19 protein-coding genes are annotated in these 22810 nt (G+C 71.1%); 10 read left to right on the forward strand and 9 right to left on the reverse strand.

What is annotated here, in order from left to right:
• Nucleotides 1–170: 170 nt before the first annotated feature.
• The 3 genes from ACFWV8_RS12660 to ACFWV8_RS12670 form a co-directional block, all read right to left on the reverse strand.
• A complete protein-coding gene (locus ACFWV8_RS12660; RefSeq protein ID WP_384200329.1) occupies nt 171–1067 on the reverse strand; it encodes an LLM class flavin-dependent oxidoreductase in 897 nt (298 codons plus the stop codon).
• Between the two features lie 86 nt (nt 1068–1153).
• Nucleotides 1154–1858, reverse strand: coding sequence for a response regulator (locus tag ACFWV8_RS12665; protein WP_384200331.1), 705 nt, complete (start codon nt 1856–1858; stop codon nt 1154–1156).
• A complete protein-coding gene (locus ACFWV8_RS12670; RefSeq protein WP_384200334.1) occupies nt 1855–3552 on the reverse strand; it encodes an ATP-binding protein in 1698 nt (565 codons plus the stop codon). Before ACFWV8_RS12670 ends, ACFWV8_RS12665 begins: the two co-directional genes overlap by 4 nt.
• Before the next feature lie 136 nt (nt 3553–3688).
• Here ACFWV8_RS12670 and ACFWV8_RS12675 point away from each other — a divergent pair, with 136 nt between their 5' ends.
• The 5 genes from ACFWV8_RS12675 to ACFWV8_RS12695 all read left to right on the forward strand — a co-directional run bounded on the left by ACFWV8_RS12675 (nt 3689) and on the right by ACFWV8_RS12695 (nt 10289).
• A complete protein-coding gene (locus ACFWV8_RS12675) occupies nt 3689–5089 on the forward strand; it encodes a cation:dicarboxylate symporter family transporter (RefSeq protein WP_384200336.1) in 1401 nt (466 codons plus the stop codon).
• Between the two features lie 317 nt (nt 5090–5406).
• Nucleotides 5407–5874, forward strand: a complete 468-nt coding sequence (locus tag ACFWV8_RS12680; protein ID WP_384200338.1) for a (2Fe-2S)-binding protein — start codon at nt 5407–5409, stop codon at nt 5872–5874.
• A gap of 1 nt (nt 5875) precedes the next feature.
• Complete coding sequence (locus tag ACFWV8_RS12685; protein ID WP_384200340.1) at nt 5876–6868, forward strand: FAD binding domain-containing protein; 993 nt, start codon at nt 5876–5878, stop codon at nt 6866–6868.
• Entirely contained in the window at nt 6865–9135 is a 2271-nt protein-coding gene (locus ACFWV8_RS12690) for a xanthine dehydrogenase family protein molybdopterin-binding subunit (RefSeq protein ID WP_384200342.1), read from the forward strand. The genes ACFWV8_RS12685 and ACFWV8_RS12690 overlap by 4 nt, the downstream gene beginning before the upstream one ends.
• The gene (locus tag ACFWV8_RS12695; protein ID WP_384200344.1) at nt 9132–10289 is read left to right on the forward strand and encodes a hypothetical protein; all 1158 of its coding nucleotides are present in this window, start codon (nt 9132–9134) and stop codon (nt 10287–10289) included. The genes ACFWV8_RS12690 and ACFWV8_RS12695 overlap by 4 nt, the downstream gene beginning before the upstream one ends.
• Before the next feature lie 92 nt (nt 10290–10381).
• On the opposite strand, the gene ACFWV8_RS12700 is transcribed toward ACFWV8_RS12695, so the two are convergent.
• Nucleotides 10382–11794, reverse strand: a complete 1413-nt coding sequence (locus tag ACFWV8_RS12700; protein WP_384200347.1) for a glycoside hydrolase family 16 protein — start codon at nt 11792–11794, stop codon at nt 10382–10384.
• Between the two features lie 230 nt (nt 11795–12024).
• Nucleotides 12025–12372, reverse strand: coding sequence for a hypothetical protein (locus tag ACFWV8_RS12705; RefSeq protein ID WP_384200349.1), 348 nt, complete (start codon nt 12370–12372; stop codon nt 12025–12027).
• A 95-nt stretch (nt 12373–12467) separates the two neighbouring features.
• Here ACFWV8_RS12705 and ACFWV8_RS12710 point away from each other — a divergent pair, with 95 nt between their 5' ends.
• On the forward strand, nt 12468–13268 hold the full coding sequence (locus ACFWV8_RS12710; RefSeq protein ID WP_384200351.1) for a maleylpyruvate isomerase family mycothiol-dependent enzyme: 801 nt from the start codon (nt 12468–12470) through the stop codon (nt 13266–13268).
• A gap of 2 nt (nt 13269–13270) precedes the next feature.
• Here ACFWV8_RS12710 and ACFWV8_RS12715 read toward each other — a convergent pair whose 3' ends face one another.
• The 3 genes from ACFWV8_RS12715 to ACFWV8_RS12725 all read right to left on the reverse strand — a co-directional run bounded on the left by ACFWV8_RS12715 (nt 13271) and on the right by ACFWV8_RS12725 (nt 16574).
• Nucleotides 13271–15163: a tetratricopeptide repeat protein gene (locus tag ACFWV8_RS12715; protein ID WP_384200512.1), complete on the reverse strand. Its 1893-nt coding sequence runs from the start codon at nt 15161–15163 to the stop codon at nt 13271–13273.
• A 519-nt stretch (nt 15164–15682) separates the two neighbouring features.
• Entirely contained in the window at nt 15683–16312 is a 630-nt protein-coding gene (locus ACFWV8_RS12720) for a DUF6879 family protein (RefSeq protein WP_384200353.1), read from the reverse strand.
• Nucleotides 16305–16574, reverse strand: coding sequence for a hypothetical protein (locus ACFWV8_RS12725; protein WP_384200355.1), 270 nt, complete (start codon nt 16572–16574; stop codon nt 16305–16307). Before ACFWV8_RS12725 ends, ACFWV8_RS12720 begins: the two co-directional genes overlap by 8 nt.
• A 170-nt stretch (nt 16575–16744) precedes the next feature.
• Here ACFWV8_RS12725 and ACFWV8_RS12730 point away from each other — a divergent pair, with 170 nt between their 5' ends.
• The 4 genes from ACFWV8_RS12730 to ACFWV8_RS12745 all read left to right on the forward strand — a co-directional run bounded on the left by ACFWV8_RS12730 (nt 16745) and on the right by ACFWV8_RS12745 (nt 20373).
• A complete protein-coding gene (locus ACFWV8_RS12730; RefSeq protein ID WP_384200514.1) occupies nt 16745–17170 on the forward strand; it encodes a MerR family transcriptional regulator in 426 nt (141 codons plus the stop codon).
• Nucleotides 17167–17499, forward strand: coding sequence for a thioredoxin domain-containing protein (locus ACFWV8_RS12735; RefSeq protein WP_329381332.1), 333 nt, complete (start codon nt 17167–17169; stop codon nt 17497–17499). Before ACFWV8_RS12730 ends, ACFWV8_RS12735 begins: the two co-directional genes overlap by 4 nt.
• Before the next feature lie 369 nt (nt 17500–17868).
• Nucleotides 17869–20160, forward strand: coding sequence for a HelD family protein (locus tag ACFWV8_RS12740; RefSeq protein WP_384200516.1), 2292 nt, complete (start codon nt 17869–17871; stop codon nt 20158–20160).
• Between the two features lie 48 nt (nt 20161–20208).
• Nucleotides 20209–20373: a hypothetical protein gene (locus ACFWV8_RS12745; RefSeq protein WP_329381329.1), complete on the forward strand. Its 165-nt coding sequence runs from the start codon at nt 20209–20211 to the stop codon at nt 20371–20373.
• A 19-nt stretch (nt 20374–20392) separates the two neighbouring features.
• On the opposite strand, the gene glgB is transcribed toward ACFWV8_RS12745, so the two are convergent.
• Nucleotides 20393–22780 (reverse strand): 1,4-alpha-glucan branching enzyme, encoded by a 2388-nt coding sequence (gene glgB / locus ACFWV8_RS12750; RefSeq protein ID WP_384200357.1) that lies wholly within the window; start codon nt 22778–22780, stop codon nt 20393–20395.
• Nucleotides 22781–22810: the final 30 nt, after the last annotated feature.

Raw genomic sequence — 22810 nt, forward strand, 5'->3', positions numbered from 1 at the left:
GCCGAAGTGCCCACAGGAAACCACCCTGCGGGCACTTCGGCGCCTTGCGATGCACCGCACCAGACGCCCCGGGCTCATCCGCGAAGATCCGCCGGACAGGACCTAGCCGCTAAGGGCTGCCCGGCGACCGTAGGACCGGGTCAATCTGAAGGTCAATCCCCGTGCACAGCTCACTCCGTGCCCGGCACGAGCGGTCGGACCTCGGCGGCCGTGAAACGGATGAAGCCCTCCGGGTCCGGATCGTCGGCCGTCGGCTGGAGCACCACGGTGTCCGCCCCGGCCTCCGCGAGCTCCCGCACGGCGTCGGCGACCGCGTCGGCGGTGCCCGCGACTCCGTACGGTCCCTCCGGCCCCCAGCTGTCGCCCAGTGCGTCCAACTCGGCCCGCAGCCGCGCCCCGGCATCCGGGCCGGTCGCCGTGTGGAGGTAGACGACCACCGGGTGGTGGCCGGTGCGCCCGGCCGACTCCCGCCCCTCCGCGATGAGTTGGCGGGCCAGGCGTACCGCGCCCGGCGAGGTGCCGCCCGTCAGGATCGTGCCGTCGGCGGCCTCGCCCGTCAGCCGCATCGTGCGCGGTCCGGTGGCGCCGGCGTACACGGCGGGCGGCGCGGGTGCGGTGGCCGGCGGCCAGTCGAGCGCGACGGCGTCCAGCTTCACGTAACGGCCGTCCGTGGTCACCCGCTCACCGGCCAGCAGAGCGCGCAGCGCCACCAGATGCTCGCGCAGCAGGGTCACGGGTGACTCGACGCGCGTACCGGTCTGCCGCATCCAGTCCTGCACGCCGTGCCCGACCCCGAGCAGGGCCCGGCCGGGGAACAGCCGGTGCAGCGTCGCGGCCTCCATGGCCGTCAGCGCGACGTTGCGCAGGGGTACGGGGAGCAGACCGACGCCGACGCGCAGCCGCTCCGTCCAGGCGAGGGCCGCGGCGATACTGGCGATGCCGCTTTCCAGGAAGCAGTCCTCCCAGAGCCACAGCTCGTCCAGGCCGGCTTCGTCCGCGGTGCGGGCGATGTCGCGGAGTCGTTCGGGGGGAAGTTGGGGGCGGAACACGGCGCCGAGAACAGTCATGACCGCATTGTTCACCGGCGCGTACGGGCGTGACCAGCGGGTTGACGGGCGGTGCGAGCGACGCCCGTGACCTCGCGGTGTCCGTGCTACCGGGCGGAGACGATCCACCGGTACTGGAGCTCCGGACGCCCGATCTGGCCGTACTGCGGGCTGCGGTCCGCCTGCCCGGCGACGACCAGATGCTCCAGATAACGGCGCGCGGTGATCCGGGAGATGCCGAGTGTGGCCGCGGCCTCCGTGGCCGTCAGGCCCTCCCGCGCGTCGCGCAGCGCACGCGTCACCGACTCCAGCGTCGGCCCGCTGAGCCCCTTGGGCAGCGACGCGGGCTGCGGAGCGCGCAGCGCGCCGAGTGCCCGGTCCACCTCGTCCTGCCCGCTGGCCTCACCGGCGGCGGCCCGGAACTCGGCGTAACGGCTGAGCCGGTCGCGCAGCGTGGCGAAGGCGAAGGGCTTCAGTACGTACTGCACGACGCCCAGCGACACCCCTTCGCGTACGACCGCGAGATCGCGCGCCGACGTGACGGCGATGACGTCCGCGTGGTGGCCGACGGCCCGCAGACTGCGCAGCAGTTGGAGCCCGTGCCCGTCCGGCAGATACAGGTCGAGGAGGATCAGATCCACGTCCGTACGCTCCAGGGCGCGGCCGGCCTCGACCCGGGAGTGCGCGACCCCGGCCACCTCGAAGCCGGGCACCCGGCCCACGTACAGCTGATGGGCGTCGGCCGCGACGGGGTCGTCCTCGACGACGAGCACGCGAATGGGGCGGGCGGCGCCGTCCGTGGTCCCGGTCATGATCCGCCCTTCTTCCCGCCGTCGGCCGAGGCGCCGGCCATCTGCTCCGCCGCGCTCGCGTCCGTCGTGTCACGTGCGTCGGGACGGGGGCCCGCAGGGCCCGCAACCGCCCCGTCACGTGTGCCCAGCGGCAGCCGTACGGTGAACTCCGCCCCGCCGTCCCGCCCCGGTGTCAGCTCCACCGTGCCGTGCGCCCGGTGCACCGCCTGGCGTACGAGCGCCAGCCCGAGTCCGCGGCCCGCGCCCCTGGTCGACCAGCCGCGCCGGAACACCTCATCGATGTCACCGGGCGCGACGCCCGGCCCCGTGTCCCGTACCCGCAGCAGCAGCTCACCGTCCCCGGCCAGCGCGGTGACGGTGACCCGCGCGCCGTCCGTGCCCTGCGCCGCGTCCACCCCGTTGTCGATCAGATTGCCGAGCACGGTCACCAGATCGCGGGCGGCCAGCGACGGCGGCAGCACCCCGTCGTCGATACGGCTGTCCCCGGCGAGCACCAGCTCCACGCCCCGTTCGTTCGCCTGCGCCGCCTTGCCGAGCAGCAGCGCCGCGAGCACCGGCTCGGCCACCGCGCCGACCACCCGGTCCGTGAGCACCTGCGCCAGCTCCAGCTCCGCCGTGGCGAACTCCACCGCCTCCTCCACCCGCCCCATCTCGATCAGCGACACCACCGTGTGCAGCCGGTTCGCCGCCTCGTGCGCCTGCGAGCGAAGAGCGTGCGTGAAACCGCGCTCCGAGTCCAACTCGCCCGACAGTGCCTGGATTTCGGTGTGGTCCCGGAGCGTGGCGACCGTACCGCGCCGCTCGCCGCCGATCACCGGACGGGTACTGACGACGACGATCCGGTCGGCCGTCATATGGACCTCGTCCACGCGCGGCTCGGAGGCGAGGAGCGCCCCGACGAGCGGGGCGGGCAGCCCGAGCTCGTCGATGTTGCGGCCCACGGCGCTGTCGTCCAGACCGAGGAGCTCCTGCCCGCCGTCGTTGATCAGCGCGATCCTGCGCCGTCCGTCCAGCATGAGCAGACCCTCGCGCACGGCGTGGAGCGCGGCCTCGTGGTAGTCGTGCATCCGGCTCAGCTCGGCCGCGTTCATCCCGTGGGTGTGGCGGCGCAGCCGCGCGTTGATCACGTACGTACCCACACCGCCCAGCACGAGGGCGCCCCCGGCCGCCAGCGCCAGGACCTTCACCTGTTCCTCCAACTGGCTGGAGATCCGGTCGACGGTGATGCCGACGCTGATCAGCCCCGTGATGCGCCCGTCGTCCTCGATCGGGGTCACGGCCCGGGTCGAGGGCCCGAGGGTCCCCGTGTACGTCTCGGTGAAGGTCTTGCCGAGCAGCGCGGGCTCGGTCGTGCCGATGAAGGGCAGTCCGATCAGCTCAGGATCCGGATGCGTCCAGCGCGTCCCGTCCGGCTTCATGATCGTGACGAAGTCCACGCCCGTGTCGATCCGCACACGTTCCGCGTAGGGCTGGAGCGTGGCCGAGGGATCGTCGGACCTGATGGCCTCCCGTACGGACGGGGAGTCGGCCATCGCCCGCGCCGTGGCCGTCACCTGGCGCTTGGCGGTCTCCTCGGCCTGCGCCCGGTCGGTGAAGTACGCGAAGAGCGCGCATCCGGCCACGACAGCCGCGACCAGCACGACCTGCATCGCGAAGAGCTGGCCCGCGAGGCTGCGGGGACGGGGTAGCTGCATGACGCAAGTCTGCCTGGCCGAAATCGTATGAACGAAATGCACGTAAGGGTGACCGGGGTCACAGCCTGATGGATAGTCGCCGGGACCCCCTCGGGACGGGAGGGTCGCGCAGGGACAAACGAGTCAAGGAGGACCCGTGGCCGCTACTCGGGACCGTACCCATTATCTGTATCTGGCCGTGATCGTCGCAGTGATTCTCGGAATCACCGTCGGTTTCGCCGCCCCGGGGGTGGCCGTCGAGCTGAAGCCCATCGGGACCGGCTTCGTCAACCTCATCAAGATGATGATCTCCCCGATCATCTTCTGCACCATCGTGCTGGGCGTCGGATCCGTCCGCAAGGCAGCCAAGGTCGGCGCCGTCGGCGGTCTGGCCCTCGGCTACTTCATGGTCATGTCGACCGTCGCGCTGGCCATCGGCCTCGTCGTCGGCAACATCCTGGAGCCCGGTTCCGGGCTGCACATCACCCAGGCCACGGCCGACGCCGGCGCGGCGCAGGTCGACGGCGACGCCGAGACCACCGCGGAGTTCCTGGTCGGCATCATCCCGACCACGCTCGTCTCCGCCTTCACCGAGGGCGAGGTGCTCCAGACGCTGCTCGTCGCGCTGCTGGCGGGCTTCGCGCTCCAGGCGATGGGCTCCACCGGCGAGCCGATCCTGCGCGGCATCGGGCACATCCAGCGCCTGGTCTTCCGTATCCTCGCGATGATCATGTGGGCGGCCCCGGTCGGTGCCTTCGGCGCCATCGCGGCGGTGGTCGGCGAGACCGGCATGGACGCGCTGAAGTCGCTCGCGGTCATCATGGTCGGCTTCTACATCACCTGCGCGCTCTTCGTCTTCGTCATCCTCGGCGCGCTGCTCAAGGTGATCACGGGCATCAACCTCTTCTCGCTGCTGAAGTACCTGGCGCGCGAGTTCCTGCTGATCCTCTCCACCTCGTCGTCCGAGTCGGCGCTGCCGCGGCTGATCGCGAAGATGGAGCACCTGGGTGTCAGCAAGCCCGTCGTCGGTATCACCGTGCCGACGGGCTACTCCTTCAACCTCGACGGCACGGCCATCTACCTCACGATGGCGTCGCTCTTCATCGCCGAGGCGATGGGCGACCCGCTCTCCATCGGTGAGCAGATCGGCCTCCTGATCTTCATGATCATCGCGTCGAAGGGCGCGGCGGGTGTCACCGGCGCGGGTCTCGCGACCCTGGCGGGCGGCCTTCAGTCGCACCGTCCCGAACTGGTCGACGGCGTCGGCCTGATCGTCGGCATCGACCGCTTCATGAGCGAGGCGCGCGCCCTGACGAACTTCGCGGGCAACGCCGTCGCCACGGTCCTCGTCGGTACGTGGACGAAGGAGATCGACCGGGCGAGGGTGGACGAGGTGCTGTCCGGCCGCATCCCGTTCGACGAGAAGATGCTGGTCGACGACCACGGGGCGCACGGCGGCGACGGGCCGAGCCTCACGAAGGAGTCCGACGGCGCGGCCGACGGATCATCCGCCGTACCGGAGGCGCGCGACGCGGACGGGACGCCGGCGAAGGTCTGACGCCCGCGAAGGTCCGACGTCGGTGAGGGCTTGACGCCGGCGAAGGTCTGACCGCTTGACCCGAATACCCCGGCCGGGGGTTGATCCCCCTTCCCCTGGCCTTGCGAAAGACCGGTCCGTACGGAGACGTCCGTACGGACCGGTCATTTTTCGTACTCCGGACCGGCTTTCGTGCGGTTCCTTGCGTGTTGCGGTGTCAAAAGGGCCGGCGGGGATTTCCGCAGTGGAGAATCCCGCACCGAAGAGGCTTCTTTCGGGTCATCCACACACAGGGAAGGCTGACAGCTGTGATCGGACCGGCGCGTGCCCCGGTGTCCATGAAAGTCAACGGTGAGATTCACGAGATCGAACTGGAACCCCGCGTCAGTCTCCTGGACGCCCTGCGCGACCATCTGAGCCTCACCGGCACCAAGAAAGGGTGCGACCAGGGAACCTGCGGCGCCTGCACGGTCTGGGTGGACGACCGGCGGGTGCTCGCCTGTCTGACGCTGGCGGTGGCCTGCGAGGGCCACGAGGTCAGCACGGTCGAGGGCCTCGCGGACGGCGGCGATCTGCACCCCCTCCAGAGCGCGTTCATCGAGCGTGACGCCTTCCAGTGCGGCTACTGCACCTCGGGACAGCTCATGTCGGCGGTGGCCCTGCTCAAAGAGGGAAACGCGACGACGGACGAGGAAATCGCCGAACACATGAGTGGCAATCTCTGCCGCTGCGCCGCCTATCCGAATATCCGGGCGGCGGTTCGCGATATCCGCGACGCCGGCACCGCGACGAGTGGGCGGGCCTGATATGCGACCTCTCAGTTACACGCGTGCGAGCACCGTGGACGAGGCCATCGCCACCGTCGGCGCCGATTCCGCCAGTGCTTTCCTCGCCGGCGGCACCACGGAGATCGACCTCATCCGGCTCGGAGTGACCCGCCCCGACGTGCTGGTGGACGTCAACTCCCTTCCCCTGAAGGAGATCGACTTCACGCCCGGCACCGGTCTGCGCATCGGGGCCCTCGCGAGAATGACGGACGTCGCGCGCTCCGCCGACGTCGTACGGCGCTTCCCGATGATCTCGCAGGCGCTTCTCCTGGGCGCCTCCGAGCAGTTGCGCAACATGGCCTCCATGGGCGGCAATCTCTGCCAGCGCACCCGCTGCTCCTACTTCCGCGACGGCGTCTCCCCTTGCAACAAACGCGAGCCGGGGAGCGGCTGTTCGGCCATGGACGGCCTCAACCGCCTGCACGCGGTGCTCGGCACCAGTGACGACTGCGTCGCCACCCACCCCTCCGACGTCGGCGTCGCGCTCGTCGCACTCGACGCGGTCGTCCACACACTCGGCCCGTCCGGCGCGCGAGGCATCCCCATCGACGACTTCTACCTGCTCCCGGGGAGCACGCCCGAGGTGGAACACCCCCTGGAACGCGGGGAGCTCATCGTGGCGATCGAGGTACCGCCGACACCGATCGCCGAGCGCTCGCTGTATCTGAAGCTCCGCGACCGGCAGTCCTACGAGTTCGCCCTGGTCTCCGTCGCTGCGGCCGTCGATGTACGGGACGGCCGGGTCGACGGCGTACGCCTCGCCCTCGGCGGTGTCGGTACGAAACCGTGGCGGGCCCGGCGCGCGGAAGCCGCCCTGACCGGCGGCCCGGCGACCACCGAGGCGTTCGCGGAGGCCGCCGCGCTGGAAATGGCACCGGCGAGTCCGCGCAAGGACAACGCGTTCAAAATCCCCATGGCGCGGCGGGCGATGGTGCGCGCGCTGGAGCAGGTCGTGAACGGAGACGCACGATGAGCAACGCGGTCGGCAAGCCCGTCAGCCGGGTCGACGGTCGGCGGAAGGTCACCGGAGCGGCCCGGTACACCGCCGAGATCGAACTGCCGAACCTGGTCCACGCCGCCGTCGTCGGCGCGGGCATCCCCAGCGGCCGGGTCCTGGCGATCGACGAGAAGCGGGTACGGGACGAGGACGGCGTCCTGGCCGTCCTCACCCACGACAACCTCACCCGCATCGCGTCGCAACCGCCCCTGCTTCCCTCGCTCGTGGGCGGCGCGGCACCCGGTGAGACGTTCTTCCCCATGCAGGACGACACCGTCCACTACGCCGGGCAGCCGGTGGCCATCGTGGTCGCCGACAGCCATGAACGCGCCCAGTACGCCGCTTCGTTGCTCGACATCACCTACGAGCGCGCCGACTCCGTCACCACGATCGAGGAGGGACGGGCGGCGGCGTACGAGGCGGCGACCCTGTTCGGCGGTCTGATGCCGGGCCGGAACGAACGCGGTGACGTCGAGACCGCGCTGGCCCAGGCACCCGTACGGGTCGACGTGGACCACCACTACGCGGCGAACCACCACAACACGCTGGAACCCTCCGCCACCACGGCCGTCTGGGACGGCGAGCGGCTGACGCTCTACGACTCGACCATGGGGGTCCGGGCCACCCAGCTCACCGTCGCCCAGCTCCTCGGCATCCCGATCGCCCATATCCGCGTCATCACCGAGTTCGTCGGCGGCGGCTTCGGCGGCAAGGCGATGACCTGGCCGCATGTCACCCTCGCCGCGATGGCGGCCAGGCACGTCCGGCGCCCGGTGCGGCTGGCCCTGACCCGGCCGCAGACCTACACCTCCCACGGACACCGGGAGGAGCAGGAGCAGCGGCTGTCGATCGGGGCGGCGAAGGACGGGAGGATCACCGCCGTACGCCACGAGAAACTCTCGGTCACCTCGCCGTTCGACGACTGGGCCGAGCCCGCGACCGGCGTCACCTCGCAGCTCTACACCTGCGAGAACTACCTCGGTGTGCACCGGCTGATCCGCGGCAACATCATGACGCCCACCTTCATGCGCGCGCCGGGAGAGTCGCTGGGAGTCTCCACCCTGGAAGTGGCGATGGACAAACTCGCGTACGCCACGGGGGTGGACCCCGTCGAACTGCGCCTGCGCAACCGCGCGTCCGTGGACGAGCACGGCCACCCCTGGTCCAGCGACGGTCTGGAGGAGTGTCTGCGTACCGGTGCCCGCCTCTTCGGCTGGGAGCGGCGCGACCCCGAGCCGCGCTCGCGGCGCGAGGGCGACTGGCTCATCGGCTCCGGAATGGCCGTGGCCGCCTACCCCATGGCGTTCATGATGCCGCCCCAGCAGGCGCGGGTGCGGATCTACGCAGACGGCAGCGCCGTCATGCAGTGCGGCACCCAGGAGTTCGGCACCGGCGGCACCACGGCGATGACCCAGGTCGCCGCCGACGGGCTGGGCATGGACATGAGCGACGTCACGTTCGAGGCGGGCGACAGCGATCTGCCCAACGCCAGCGCGTCGGTGGGTTCCATGGGCGCCTCCATGGTCAGCGCCGCCGTCCACAACGCGGCGGTCGAGCTGCGCCGCCAGCTGATCGCCATGGCGGTGGCGGACGGCGGCTCCCCGCTGCACGGCGCGGACCCCTCGGCCGTCGTGGTCCAGGACGGCCGGATGAGCCTCGGCAACGGATCGGGGGCCGGCGAGACGTACGCCGAGATGATGGGGCGCAACCATCTGAGCATGATGGACGCGCTCGGCGACTGGACGCCCCCGCCGATGGACACCCCGCACGGGCTGATGACCTTCGGGGCCCAGTTCGCCGAGGTGGCCGTCGACCCGGACTTCGGTCTCGTACGCGTACGGAGGATGGTCGGCGTGTTCGCCCCCGGACGCGTGCTCAACCCCAAGCTCGCGCGCAGCCAGCTCATGGGCGGAATGCTCTGGGGGATGAGCCAGGCGCTGCTCGAAGGCAACCAGATGGACCCGCGGTACGGGCGGTGGGGGGCCGGCAATCTCGGTGAGTACCTCGTACCCGTCAACGCCGACGCCCCCGACGTCACCGTCGAGTTCGTCGATGTCACCGACGACGTCGCGGGCCCGCTCGGCGTCAAGGGCGTCGGCGAGATCGGCCAGGTCGGCATGGCGGCGGCGATGATGAACGCAGTCTTCCACGCGACCGGACGCCGCCCGGAGTCCCTGCCGATGGCCGCCGAGCTGGTGATGGACCCGATGGATCCGATGGGCCCCCCTGGCACACCCGCATGACGGCACCGCCGGCCCCGGGGGACCGGAAACGCGGCGGCGACGCGCTGCCGGACCGGCCGCTCATCAGCACCCCGGCGCGGCTGCACGGCGCCGGATTCCTGCGGGCCGAGCGGCGGCGCCTGGAGCGGCAGCCGGGCCTGGGGCTGGCCGGTCTGCTGTTCGTCGTTCCCGTCGCGGTGCTGTTCGCGTTCGGCGGGGGCGGCGCCGCGGACTCGGTGACCCTGTTCGGGCCGCTGATCACCTTCGCCCTGCCCGCGGTGGCCATGGTGGCGTTCTGGTGGGAGGACTGGCCGGGCTCGCGTCTGCGTCCCGGCTGGTCGGGGCTGACCGACACGGTCTTCATCGCCGCCGCCGCCGTCCTCCTGGCCATGGCGGGCCAGGTCTTCATCGGCCATCTCGACTTCGACGGCATCTTCGACCCGACCCCAGGCCCCGGTCACGCCGCGCTGTACCCGGCGTCCCTGCCGCTCGCCGGCGCCGCGTTCGTGGCGATGCTCCAGCTGACCCTCGTCTGCGAAGGCCGGCCGCTGCGCCGGCTGCCCCGCATCTGGGCGGGGATCGCGGCCCTGGTGGTGTCGTGGGGCGTGGCGATCATCCTGTACGCCGTGGCCGTGGACTTCCGGGCACCCCCGGGGTCGGGTCTCACCAGCGCGAGCGGTCCGGTGCCCGGCGAGGAACTCGGCGCGGTACTGGTGCTGATCGGCGCCTGGCAGGTCTGGTTCTTCGTCGTCTGGCGGGGGTGGCCCTTCGCCGAGCCCCGGCGCAGGTGGTCGCGCATCGTGCCGGCGAACATCGTGGTGATCGGGGGGACGCTGCTGACGTACGTACTCATCCACGGTCCCGGCGACGTCAGCCCGGCCACTGTCAACGCCGGGGCCGGGTGCTTCGTCGCCGCCGGGCTGACCGTCGGCATGCTCTTCGAGGGCGCTTTCCGCCCCCATCTGAGCCCGGGGCAGGAGCGCTTGGCGACGCTGGGGGCCTCGCTGGTCCTGGGGGCGGCTCTGTACGCGGCGCTGACCGCCTACGCCGACACCCTGGACTGGACGAGGCCCACCAGCCAGGAGTGGGTGGGCCACACGGCACTCAACGCGCTCGGTCTGTCGATCATCCTGCACGTCGCGGTGGGCCGCCGGTGGCCGTTCGGGGAGAACTGACCGCGGGCTGAGGGCCCCACAGGGCTTCTGTGGGGCCCGAGTTGGGTGCGAGGGGGGTGCGCGACGGGGGTGCGGTGGAGGTGCCGCGCCGGTCAGCCGTACGGGATGCGGACCACCGACTGGTTGCCGATGCCCAGCGTGCTCGCCCCGTTGCCGATGGCGTTCCAGACCTCGATCCGTACCTTGCCGTTGACCAGGTCGCCGTGCGAACCCGTCGACGCCTTCAGGCCCCTGGCCTGTGTGTAGTGCTCGAAGCCGGGTGCGGGGTCCGTCGCGAAGTAGTGATACGTCTCCGTACGGTCCCAGCTGCCGTCCCCCGTACGGTCGTAACTCACCCTGACCTGCTGGCCGTTGGCCACGGTCGTACCGGCGTCGACGAGGAGGTCGAACTCGGTCGCCCCGCCGTTGTAGGCGCGGGTGATCCCGCCGGAGGTGAAGACCTGCGGATTGGTCGGCGTACCGTCACGGTTGGCGCCGCCCGCCGAGGTGAGCGTGGCGTTCGCGCCGGACGCCGCGGCGTCGCCGAGACCGCCGCCGCTGCGTGCGTAGAGCTGCGAGGAGCCGGAGGGCGGGTCGGTCGGGGGATCGGTCGGCGGATCCGTCGGGCCGGAGCCGCCACGGGTCCAGACGCCCACGTAGTCGACCAGCATCGGCCGCCCCGGCACGGTGGCCGGAGTCGGTGTCGGCCCGCCGAGCGCGTCGGGGAACGCGCCGCCGATCGCGACGTTGAGCAGGATGAAGTACCCCGCGTGCTCGGTCATGTTGGCCCACGTCGTCGCGTCCAACTGGTTCTGGGTGACCGTGTGGTAGAGCTGGTCGTCCACGTACCAGCGCAGGGCGTTGGGCGAGCTGGAGCGGTCCCACTCGAAGCGGTACGTATGGAAGGCCGACTGGCAACTCGCGCCGGGACAGGCGCGGTTGGCGCCGAGTCCGGTCGTCTCGTTGCAGGGGCCGCCCGGGTTGACGCCGCAGTGCAGCACCGCCCAGACCGAGTTGATCCCGTTGACGTTCTCCATGATGTCGAACTCGCCGATGGCGGGCCAGTTCCAGTAGTTGCCCCGATAGGGCGCGCCCAGCGCCCAGAAGGCGGGCCAGTAACCGGCGGCGGCGGCGCCCGTCACGTTCGGCATCTGAATCCGGCCCTCGATACGCAGGGTGCCGCCGGCCGGTGCCTTGAAGTCGGCGCGCTTGGTCTCGACGCGGGCGGAGGTCCAGTTGCCCGCGCCGTCCCTGAGCGGGGTGATCTTCAGATTCCCGTTGCCGTCGAGGCTCAGATTCTCGGCGTTGGCGGTGTAGTTCTGGATCTCGCCGGTGCCCCAGTTGCCCGGACCGCCGGGGTAACCGTGTCCGGTGTCGACCTGCCAGTTGGCGGCGGACGGCGGAGCGCCGTTCCCGCCGTTGAAGTCGTCGCTCCACTGAAGGTTCCAGCCGGGCGCGGGCGGTACGTCGCCCCGCGCGGTGCCGGCGGTCGTGAGACCGACGAAACCGGCGACGGCGACGGACATGGCGAGGAAGGCGGCGAGGAGGGGGGTGCGGGGGGCGCGCGATGCGCGAGGTCTGCTTCCGGTGCGGCTCGTTCTCAAGGAACACCTCCGGTGCGGATGGTGCCGAGATGGGTCCGGCTGCTTCTGCGGGGGTGGGAGCGGGAGTTGAGAGCGCTCTCACCACTGTTGTTTAGATGAACCCCGATGGCCCGTCAATGACCCCGGCGCGTTGAATTCCTGAAGCCCCTTCCTCAGCGCTCGCCGGCCCACCGGCGGGTGTAGAGCGCGGCGACGGAGTGGGTGACGGTCGCGAGCGTGCGCATGTACTCGTACGCGTGCAGCGGCGGTGTGCGGGGGTCCGGCCGCCCGTTCCGGTCGAGCAGCCGGTACGCGATCCGGTGCAGATCCCGCACCGGCGCCGGGTCCGTGTCACCGAGGTCCTCCAGCAGCAACAGGCTCAACTGCCCGAGGAGTTGGCCCGTCGTCGCGTCCACCCAGGACCGTTCGGGGAGCTCCGCCCTGGGGACGAGCGCGTGCGCGACGGTGCGGGAGATGGTCACGAGGTCGACGGGCAGCGCCACGTCTCCGTTCTCGTTCATCAGGCCTCCCGACTATGCGCAGTTGTACGACTCCGGGGCCATTTTCACTCAACTTCGCGCGCGGCGGGTGCTGGACGCCGGACTACGCTGCCACCATGAGTGGGCTGAGCTACGACCGTCACCGCGCCGAACTCGCCACGCAGACCGGCCTGTTGCGGTCCTGCGTCGAAGGCGCGGACATGACGGTCCCGGTGCCCACCTGTCCCGGCTGGACTCTCGGCCAACTGCTGCGGCACGTCGGCGGTACCCACCACTGGGCCGAGTCGGTCGTACGCACCCGCGCGACGGGACCCGTACCGGAAGACCTGGTCAACGACGTCTCCGCCGACGCCGACGCCGACCCCGAGGCGGTGGACGCGTGGGTCGCCGAGGGCGCGGCGGGCCTGGGGGACGCGCTGCGCGCCGCCGGGCCGGCGGAGCGGGTATGGACGCCGGGGCCGGGCGGAACGACGGCGTTCTGGGCGCGCCGCATGCTCTTCGAGGCGGTGGTTCACCGCGCGGACGCGAGCTGGGCCGTCGGGGCGGAGTTCACGGTCGGCGACGACGTCGCCGTCGAGGGCATCGACGAGTGGATGGGCTTCGGCACCGTCCCCGAGGTCATCGAGCCCCGCCCCGGAGTCCCCCCGCTGCTCGGCCCCGGCCGCACCCTGCACTTCCGCGGACCGGGCGCGGCGCCGGGCTGGCTGGTCGACCTCACGGGGGACACGGTCGCCTGCCACCGCGCGGACGGCCCCGCCCCCGAGACCACGGCGGTCACGGTCCGCGCCCCCCTGCCCGACCTGCTCCTTCTCCTGTACGCCCGCCGCTCCGCGAAGCCTGCCCCCATCGAGATCACCGGCGACGCACGCCTGCTGGACCTCTGGGTGGAGCGCTCGGGGTTCTGGCTCCGGGAGTGAGGTCAGGCCCGCCCGAGCGAGGCCGCGATGCGCTCACGCGTGGCGCCGGCGCGCGGATCGTCGTACCCCCGGACCAGCTCCAACGCACCGGCCCAGTGCCCGGCGGCGGCCCCCGGATCGTCCGCCACGACGGCCCCGGCCAACGCGTCGAGCGCGACGGCCTCGTGCCACGCGTCCCCCAGCTCCCGGTGCGCCGCGACGGCCCGCCGGTGGAACTGCACGGCTTCCGCCCGCCGTTCGAGCGCGAGATACGTCTGCCCGGCCCCGCACCAGGCGAGGGCCTCCCGGCTCCGATTGCCGAGCCGGCGGTGGAGGACGGCCGAGCGCTGATAGGAGACGAGGGCGTCGTCGTACGCGCCGAGGGACCGCTGGGCGTCACCGAGGGCGATGAGCCAGTACCCCTCCAGCCGGTCGTCCCGAAGCCCGAGCGCGATGTCCAGCGCCCGCTGCGCGGAGCGCAGGGCCTCCTCAGCCCTGCCCTCTTCGAGCTGAAGACAGCTCACGACCCGCAGGATGTTCCCCTCTCCCCGCGGATTGTCCAAGGCACGGTGCGCGGCGAGGGCGTCGCGGGCGACGGCGGACGCCTCCGCAGGCCGTCCGGCGCTGTAGTGGGCGGACGCCAGGTTGGACAGGGCGATGGCCGCCCACGGCGGCGAGTCCGCCCCCTGGAAAAGCGGGATGGCCCGCTCGAAGTGCTGGGCCGCGGCGGTGAGTTGGCGTCGGCGGAGATGGACGAGGCCGATCAGATTCAGTGAGGTCGCCTCACCTGCGTGGTCGCCGGTTCCATGGCGGATCTCCAGGGCACGCCGATGGCATTCCAGCGCCTCGGCGAGCCGGTCCACGCGGACGTTGTCCCTGCCGAGGTGGGTCAGAAGCCGCGCTTCGGCCTGACGATCGCCAGTCCGCCGAGCCGCTTCGAGCGCGATGTCGCCGACCGCCAGCCACTCGCTGACCGGCGCGGAGGAGGGGCGGGCGTTCCAGAAGACGACCGCCAGCTGCCAGGCCCTCCGGTCGTCCGTGCCGACCGCCGCACGGATCGCCCGCAGGAGGTTGCCGTGCTCGCGTTCGGCCCAGTCCACCGCGGAGTTGTAGTCGGCGAACGCCGACGGACGCACCTCGTCCCCGGGCGGGGGGAGCGGTACGTGCTGTTCGTCGGGGCTGATCCAGTCCTGGGCGGCGTCCGCACCGTGCAGATACCAGTCCAGTACGCGGTGGAGCGCGGCGCCCCGCTCCCCGGCCGGCTCCTCGTGCTGGGCCTGGCCGGTGGCGTACGCGCGGAGCAGGTCGTGGAATTGGTAGCGATCGGGTCCCATCTGTTCCAGGAGATGGGCGTTGACCAAGGAGTCGAGCAGTTGCCGGGTTCTGCTGACGGGGGTCGCGGCGATGGCGGCGGCGGCCTGGAGGCCGAACTCGGGCCCCGGATGCAGACCGAGCAGCCGGAACAGCCGGGCCGCCTGCTCGGACAGGGCGCGGTAGGACCAGGCGAAGACCGTGCGGACGGCCTCCGCCTCCTCGTCGTCCCCCGTGCTCAACGCGTCCCACAGAGCCGACTCGTCACGCAGATCTGCGATCAGGTCGTCGAGCCGCAGATGCGGCCGGCTCGCCGCGCGCTCGGCCGCGATACGCAGGGCCAGCGGCAACTGCGCGCAGAGATCGGCCAGTTCGGTCAGTTTCCCCAGGTCGTCCTCGGGGCGGTAGCCCGCGGTGACCGCTCGCAGCAGCGCCACGGCCTCGGCCTGGGGGAGGGTGCCGAGAGTGAGGCGGCGCGCGCCGTCCCTGACGGTGAGTCCGGACAGCCTGCTGCGGCTGGTGACGACCGTGAGACAGCCGGCGCCCCCGGGAAGCAGTGGCCGGACCTGCCCGACCGTGGCGGCGTTGTCCAGGACGACGAGCATCCGGCGGTCGGCCAGCAGCGAGCGGTAGAGCGCGGCCGCCGCGTCGATGTTCTGCGGCACGGACTGCGCCGGTACGCCGAGCGCGGGCAGAAACCGGTGCAGGGCCTCGTCGGCGGTGACCGGCTCCCCCGGATCGTAGCCGCGCAGATTGACGTAGAGCTGCCCGTCCGGGAACCGGTCCCGTACCTGGTGCGCCCAGCGCAGCGCGAGCGAGGTCTTTCCGGCCCCGGCCGTGCCCGCGATGACGCAGACGGAGATGACCAGTGGGTCGCCGTTCTCCCCGGCCACGACGGCGTTCAGCTGGTCGAGTTCATGGACCCGATTGACGAAACCGTGGACGTCGGCGGGGAGTTGGCGAGGCTGTGGGCCCGCCGGCGGCCGGTCTTCCTCGCCGCCCGGACCATGGAAGTGGATGCCGCCACTGACACTTCCCGCCTGCACGACATCACGCGAGGACCCCGACAGGTCGTTCGCCGACCCGGCGGGGCGTCTCTCGTCGTCACCGTTCTGGCTGATCGTCTACTCCGGCAGGCTCGTCGGGGCGGGGAGACGGGCCACGACCCGTTCGAAGTACGACGCGATCTCCTCGCCCGACTCGTAGAGCGACTTGATGTAGTGCTCCCATTCGGCCACGACGTCGGGCTCCGTGAAGCGGATCGCCCCCTGTGGATGTCCCGCCTCGGAATAGAGGACGTTGAAGAGGGTCCGGCCGCCCAGCACCACGAGCTCCGGCAGTGGCTGTGACCGCTCGACCGCGGCCACGGATTCGGCGCTCACGACACGCACGCGCGTACCGAATCGGGCCTGTTGCCGAAGCGAGTGCAATTCCCACTGGAGATAAGGGGTCAGCGGCTCTTCGACCAGGCGAACGCGGTGAAACACATGCCCCTGGCGTTCGTCCTTCCGGGCGGCGGCCGCGAGAGTGTCGGCGCGTTCTGCCATGAGCCGCAGGGACTCCTCCCAGTCACCGCGCCGAAGGGCGTCACGGCTCGGACTGCCCTGCTCCTCGAAGTGCTGGCGGCGCTCCAGCTTCCAGGAGTCCGCGTCACGGAGTACGGCGCTGCGCTCGCGGAAGTCCTCTCGGTACGCCTCCCGGACAAGTCGCTCACCCCGCTCCGGCAGGAGAACGGGCGCGCACACCTCAGGCATCGGGGATGTCCGCCTTCGCGGCACTCAAAGTGCTTCCGGGAATGATGACCAGACGCTCGTCCGGGGCAAGCGTGACTCCCCGCGGAAGACGCGGAGCGTAGTGGTTCGTCAGATCCCGGCCGATCACGGCGATGTCGCCGTTGTCGAGCTGCCAGATGTCGGGGCACTCGTCATTTCCGTCCGAATTCCCCAGTTCGACCGGCGACTTGCCGAGTCGCCGCTCGAATAAGGCGGACGGATCCGCTTCCCAGGCACGGGCCATGCCTACCTCCACGCGATGTGGTCGAGAGTGCTGTTCCACTATTATGCGCGTCCGATTACGGAGAGCAACCATGTCCGTCGGTTTCGCGCCATGCCCCGGGCCCTGCCCACCTGCGGTCCGCGAACGCGGCCGTTGCCTTGACGCCCGCGTCAAGGATTACCGTCGTGGACGTGCGCATCGGCGAGCTCGCGGAGCGGGCCGGGACCAGTACCCGGGCTCTGCGTTACTACGAGTCCCGCGGGCTGCTGCCCGCACGGCGGGCGGGGAACGGGTACCGCACCTATGACGAGGGCGATCTGCGGCTGATCCAGCAGATCCGGACCCTGCAGGACTTCGGGTTCGAGCTGGAGGAGACGCGGCCGTTCGTCGAGTGTCTGCGGGCCGGGCATCCGGCCGGGGACTCGTGTCCCGCATCGCTCGCCGTGTACCGCGGCAAGCTCGCCGAGCTGGACGCGTTGATCGGGCGGCTCGGTTCCATACGCGCCCAGGTCGGCGAGCAGCTCGCGCAGGCCGAGGCGGCGCAGGGGCCGGCCGCCTCCGCCGAGCCGCTGTGCGAGCTGGCGATCCACTCACCCCGAGAAGGAGAAGACACATGATCCAGGCCGAGGGCGTCCCCGTGGTGACGGACGACAGCTTCGAACGGGAGGTGCTGAACGCCGGACTTCCCGTGCTGGTGGAGTTCACCGCGGACTGGTGCCCGCCCTGCCGGCAGCTCGCGCCGGTGCTCAGCGCCGTGGCCCGGGAGGAGGCCGCGCGGCTCAAGGTCGTCCAGCTCGACGTGGACACGAACCCCGAGACGATGAACCGGTACGGCGTACTCGCGATGCCGACCCTGCTCGTGTTCCGGGCCGGTGAACCCGTGAAGTCGATGGTCGGCGCCCGCCCCAAGCGCCGGCTGCTCCAGGAGCTGGCGGACGTCATCTAGGGCGTGTTTTAGAAGTAGCGTCGTCCGCCCATTGGGCGGGGCCCACGGCGTCTGGTGCGTGCGATCGCAAGGCGGAGGATCATCCTCGTACTGGACGTACTTGGATGACTCCGACAACGCGGCGAGCGCGCGTGCCAGGCGTCGTGGGCCAGACGGGACTTCTAAAACACGCCCTAGAGCGCCCCACGGCGGCACCCACCCGCCCCTGCCCCGCGCACAAAAATACCCCGGCACCGAATTGACGGCCGGGGTATCGCTCTGCGTATATTGGGTGTTTCGACTTTCCTGACTGAACATCTCCTATGGAAAGTCAAAAGCAACTTACTGAGCAGAGCTTATCGGACAGGGGTCGAATTGTCAACCGAGGAATTGCGGAGCGAACAGCAATTCGTCTCGCTCCTCCATGAGCGTCTCGACGCGCTCAGGGAGCAGGCCGAAGCCGCCGTACGCACGTCGATCAGCCAGGTCAGCACCGGTCGGCAGGCCATGGTGGAGCGGGACATCCGGGTCGCCGAGCACTCCACCACCGTCACCACGCTGAATGCGGTCGAGACCGGACTCTGTTTCGGCCGTATCGATCTCATGGACGGTGTCACCCACCACATCGGTCGCATCGGAATGCGGCTGGACGACGCCGAACGCACCCCGCTGCTCATCGACTGGCGCGCTCCCGTGGCCCGTCCTTTCTATCTCGCCACCGGTTATTCGACGATGGGTCTGCGCCGCCGCCGGCACATCACCACCGAGGGCCGCCGGGTCACCGCGCTCCACGACGAGATCATGGATCTCAGCGACACCACCCGCACCGGGTACGAGGACCCGGACGGCGACGCCGTGCTGCTCGCCGCGCTCGACACGGCGCGGACCGGGCGGATGACCGACATCGTGCGGACCATCCAGGCCGAGCAGGACCGCATCATCCGCGCCCCGCACCGCGGCGTCCTCGTCGTCGAAGGCGGGCCGGGGACCGGGAAGACCGCCGTCGCGCTGCACCGGGCCGCCTATCTGCTGTACGCGCACCGCGAGCAACTGGCCCGGCGTGCCGTGCTGATCGTCGGGCCCAACCCCGCCTTCCTCGGGTACATCGGCGAGGTGCTGCCCTCCCTCGGCGAGACCGGTGTACTGCTGGCCACGACCGGGGAGCTCTTCCCCGGCGTACGGGCCACCGCGACCGACACCCCGGCCGCCGCGGCCGTCAAGGGCCGCGCCGAGATGGCGGGCGCGCTGGCCGCCGCGTTGCGCGACCGGCAGCGGGTGCCCGATCCGCACATCGAGATCGAGCACGACGACGGAACGCTGTACCTGGACCGGGCGATGGCCGAGGACGCGCGCGCGAGCGCCCGTAACGCCGGCCTCCCGCACAATCTCGCCCGGCCCCACTTCGCCTTCTCCGTCATCGACTCCCTCACCGAACAACTCACCGAGCGGCTCGGCGCCGACCCGTACGGCGGCCCTAACCTCCTCGACCCCACCGATATCGCGCAGTTGGGCAAGGCGATCGCCACCAGCCCGGCGGTACAGGCGGCAGTCGACGAGCTCTGGCCCACCCTCACCCCGCAGGACCTCGTCGCCGACTACCTCGCCGATCCCACCCATCTCCCCGAAGGCGACGAGGAGTTGATCCGGCGTCAGGTCAGCGGCGCCGACCACTGGACGCCCGCCGACGTACCCCTTCTGGACGAGGCCGCGGAGCTGCTCGGCGAGGACGATGCAGCGGCGCGCGCCGCCGCCGAGGCCGAGCGCCGCGAGCGGATCGCGTACGCGCAGGGGGTGTTGGAGCTGAGTTACGGCTCCCGCACCTACGAGTTCGAGGACAAGGACGAGGAGGAGTCGGAGGTCCTGCTCGCACACGACCTCATCGACGCCGAACGCCTCGCCGAGCGCCAGGAGGAGTCCGACACCCGCAGCGCCGCCGAACGGGCCGCCGCCGACCGCACCTGGGCCTTCGGGCACATCGTGGTGGACGAGGCACAGGAACTGTCCGCGATGGCCTGGCGGTTGCTGATGCGCCGCTGCCCGGCCCGCTCCATGACCCTGGTCGGCGACCCGGCGCAGACCGGCGACGTGGCCGGCTGCGACTCCTGGCAGCAGATCCTGCGGCCGTACGTCGGCGAGCGCTGGGAGCATGTACGGCTCGGCGTCAACTACCGTACGCCCGCCGAGATCATGGCCGTCGCCGCCGAGGTCAGACGGCTGGAGGACCCGTCCTTCGAGCCGCCGCGCTCGGTCCGTTCGACGGGGGCCGGGCCCTGGGTGCGCGAGGTGAAGCCGGACGACGTCGTACGTACGGCGGCTGCGAGCGCCGTCGAGCACGCCGCGTCGCACGCGGCGGAACACGGCGCCGACGGTCGGCTCGCGGTGATCGCCCCCGGCGCGCTGCTGCCCGCGCTCGCGGCCGAACTCCCCGACGCCTCCTGGGGTGTCGAGCCCGACCTCACCAGGCCGGTCGTGCTGCTCGATCCCCGGCAGGCGAAGGGGCTGGAGTTCGACACGGTGATCGTCGTCGATCCGGAGGCGGTTCTGGACGGTTCGCCGCGTGGCACGAACGACCTGTACGTGGCGCTGACCCGCGCGACGCAGCGGCTCGGCATCGTAAGGAATGTCACCGTCCCGCCCCGGCTCGCTTACGAGAGCGCCACCGGAGTGCCGACCGGGTCGTGAAACCCGCCCCCGGACAGGCACGGTCGTTGTGTCCACAACGGGGGAAACATGCGGCGTACGAGAAGCGGCGGGAGGCGCGGACGCGCCTGCGCGGGCAGGGTGGCGGCGGTACTCGCCGTGGCGGCGACGGTCGTCGCGCTGGTGCTGTCCGCGCAGAACGCCCCGGCGTGCGACCGGCCGCCGGCCGCCACGCGCGCCGGCTCATCCTGCTGAGCCTCGTCCGGCCCTCGGATCAGACCGGCTTCAGCCACAGCGTCGCCAGCGGCGGCAGCGTCAGCCGGATGCTCGCCGGGCGGCCGTGTGCCGGGACCGCGTCCGGCTTGAGCGTGTCCAGGTTGACCACGTCCCCGCCGCCGTAACGCCCCGCGTCGGTGTTGATGACCTCCGTCCAGCCCGAGGTCCCCTCCGGAACGCCGATGCGGTACTCGTGCCGTACCACCGGCGAGAAGTTGGAGACGGCCAGCAGCGGCGCGCCCGCCGCGTCGAAGCGCAGGAACGCGAACACGTTGTCCTCCCCGGCGTCCCCCTCCACCCAGGAGAAGCCCTCGGGGACGGTGTCGCGCTGCCAGAGCGCCGGGGTCCGGCCGTAGACCGTGTTCAGGTCACGCACCAGGTCGCGTACGCCACGGTGGTCGGCCTCCGCCGTGTACGACGGGTCAAGCAGCCACCAGTCCGGGCCGTGGCTCTCCGACCACTCCGCGCCCTGGGCGAACTCCTGCCCCATGAAGAGGAGTTGCTTGCCCGGGTGCGCCCACATGTAGCCGAGGTACGCCCGGTGGTTGGCCCGCTGCTGCCACCAGTCGCCCGGCATCTTGGAGACCAGCGACCGCTTCCCGTGGACGACTTCGTCGTGCGAGATCGGCAGGACGTAGTTCTCGCTGTACGCGTACACCATCGAGAACGTCATCTCGCTGTGGTGGTACTTGCGGTGCACCGGCTCCTTGGAGACGTAGTCCAGGGAGTCGTGCATCCAGCCCATGTTCCACTTCAGGCCGAAGCCGAGACCCCCGAAGCCCCCGGGCCCCGCATGGTGCGTCGCGCGGGTGACGCCGTCCCAGGCCGTGGACTCCTCGGCGATCGTGACGACACCCGGACAGCGGCGGTAGACGGTCGCGTTCATCTCCTGGAGGAAGGCGACCGCGTCCAGATTCTCCCGGCCGCCGAACTCGTTCGGCGACCACTCGCCGGCCTCGCGCGAGTAGTCCAGATAGAGCATCGAGGCGACGGCGTCGACCCGCAGACCGTCGATATGGAACTCCTCGCACCAGTACACGGCGTTGGCGACAAGGAAGTTGCGCACCTCGGTGCGGCCGAAGTCGAACTCCAGCGTGCCCCAGTCGGGATGCTCGGCGCGCGAGGGGTCCGCGTGCTCGTACAGCGGCTTGCCGTCGAACCTGGCCAGCGCCCACTCGTCCTTCGGGAAGTGCGCGGGCACCCAGTCCACGATCACCCCGATGCCCGCGCGGTGCAGCGCGTCGACCAGGAAGCGGAAGTCGTCGGGTGTGCCCATCCGGGCGGTCGGGGCGTAGAAGCCGGTGACCTGGTAGCCCCAGGAACCGCCGAAGGGATGCTCGGCGACCGGCATCAGCTCGACATGCGTGAAGCCGAGGTCCTTGACGTACGCCGGGAGCTGGAGGGCGAGTTGACGGTAGGTCAGTCCGGGTCGCCAGGAGGCGAGATGGACCTCGTACACGGAGAACGGCGCCTCGTGCACGGGCAGATCCCCGCGCCGTGCCATCCACTCCTCGTCGTGCCACACATGGTGCGCCTCGGTGACGATCGACGCGGTCGACGGCGGCACTTCGGTGCGGCGGGCCATCGGGTCGGCGCGGAGCGTGTGTGTCCCGTCGGGCCGGGTGATGTCGAACTTGTAGAGCGCGCCCTCGCCGACGCCGGGCACGAACAGCTCCCACACACCGGTCGAGCCGAGCGAGCGCATCGGGTAGACCGTGCCGTCCCAGTAGTTGAAGTCACCGGAGATCCGCACGCCCTGCGCGTCGGGTGCCCAGACGGTGAACCGGGTGCCCGTGACGCCCTCGTGGACCATCGGGTGTGCGCCGAGGGCCCGCCACAGCTCCTCGTGCCTGCCCTCACCGATGAGATGCAGGTCGAGATCGCCGAGCGTGGGCAGGAAGCGGTACGGATCCCGCACCTCCACCTCGTCGACGCCGGCGGCCTCGTCCACCTCGGCGCCGGTGGTGCCGCTCTCGTCGGCCGCCGCCCCGTAGCGCACCAGCAGTGAGTACTCGGGGACCTTGCGCCACGGCAGCACGCCGGAGAAGAAACCGTCGCCGTCGTCGTGCAGGGGGGCCCGCAGGTCCTTCGCGACGACGGTCACGGCCTTCGCGTACGGCCGCAGCGCGCGGACGACGACACCACCCTTCCCGGGGTGGGCGCCGAGCACGGCGTGCGGGTCGTGGTGCGAGCCGCCGAGCAGCCGGTGCCGGTCGGAATCCGGGAGCGGCGGAGCGGGCGTACGGGCGTCCTTGGCCGGCTTCGGCGGCTTCGGGGACTTCGGAGGTTTGGGCGCCTTCCCTGCCTTGCCTTCCTTCGCTTCCTTTCCCTCCTTCGCGGTCGGCTGCGGCTCAGACGGATTCTCGGACGGCGGGCGGGCGGTCACGGAGGCTGCCTCCTCGGCGGGGGATGAAGG

Source organism: Streptomyces sp. NPDC058665 (assembly GCF_042714995.1).
Lineage (GTDB): Bacteria > Actinomycetota > Actinomycetes > Streptomycetales > Streptomycetaceae > Streptomyces.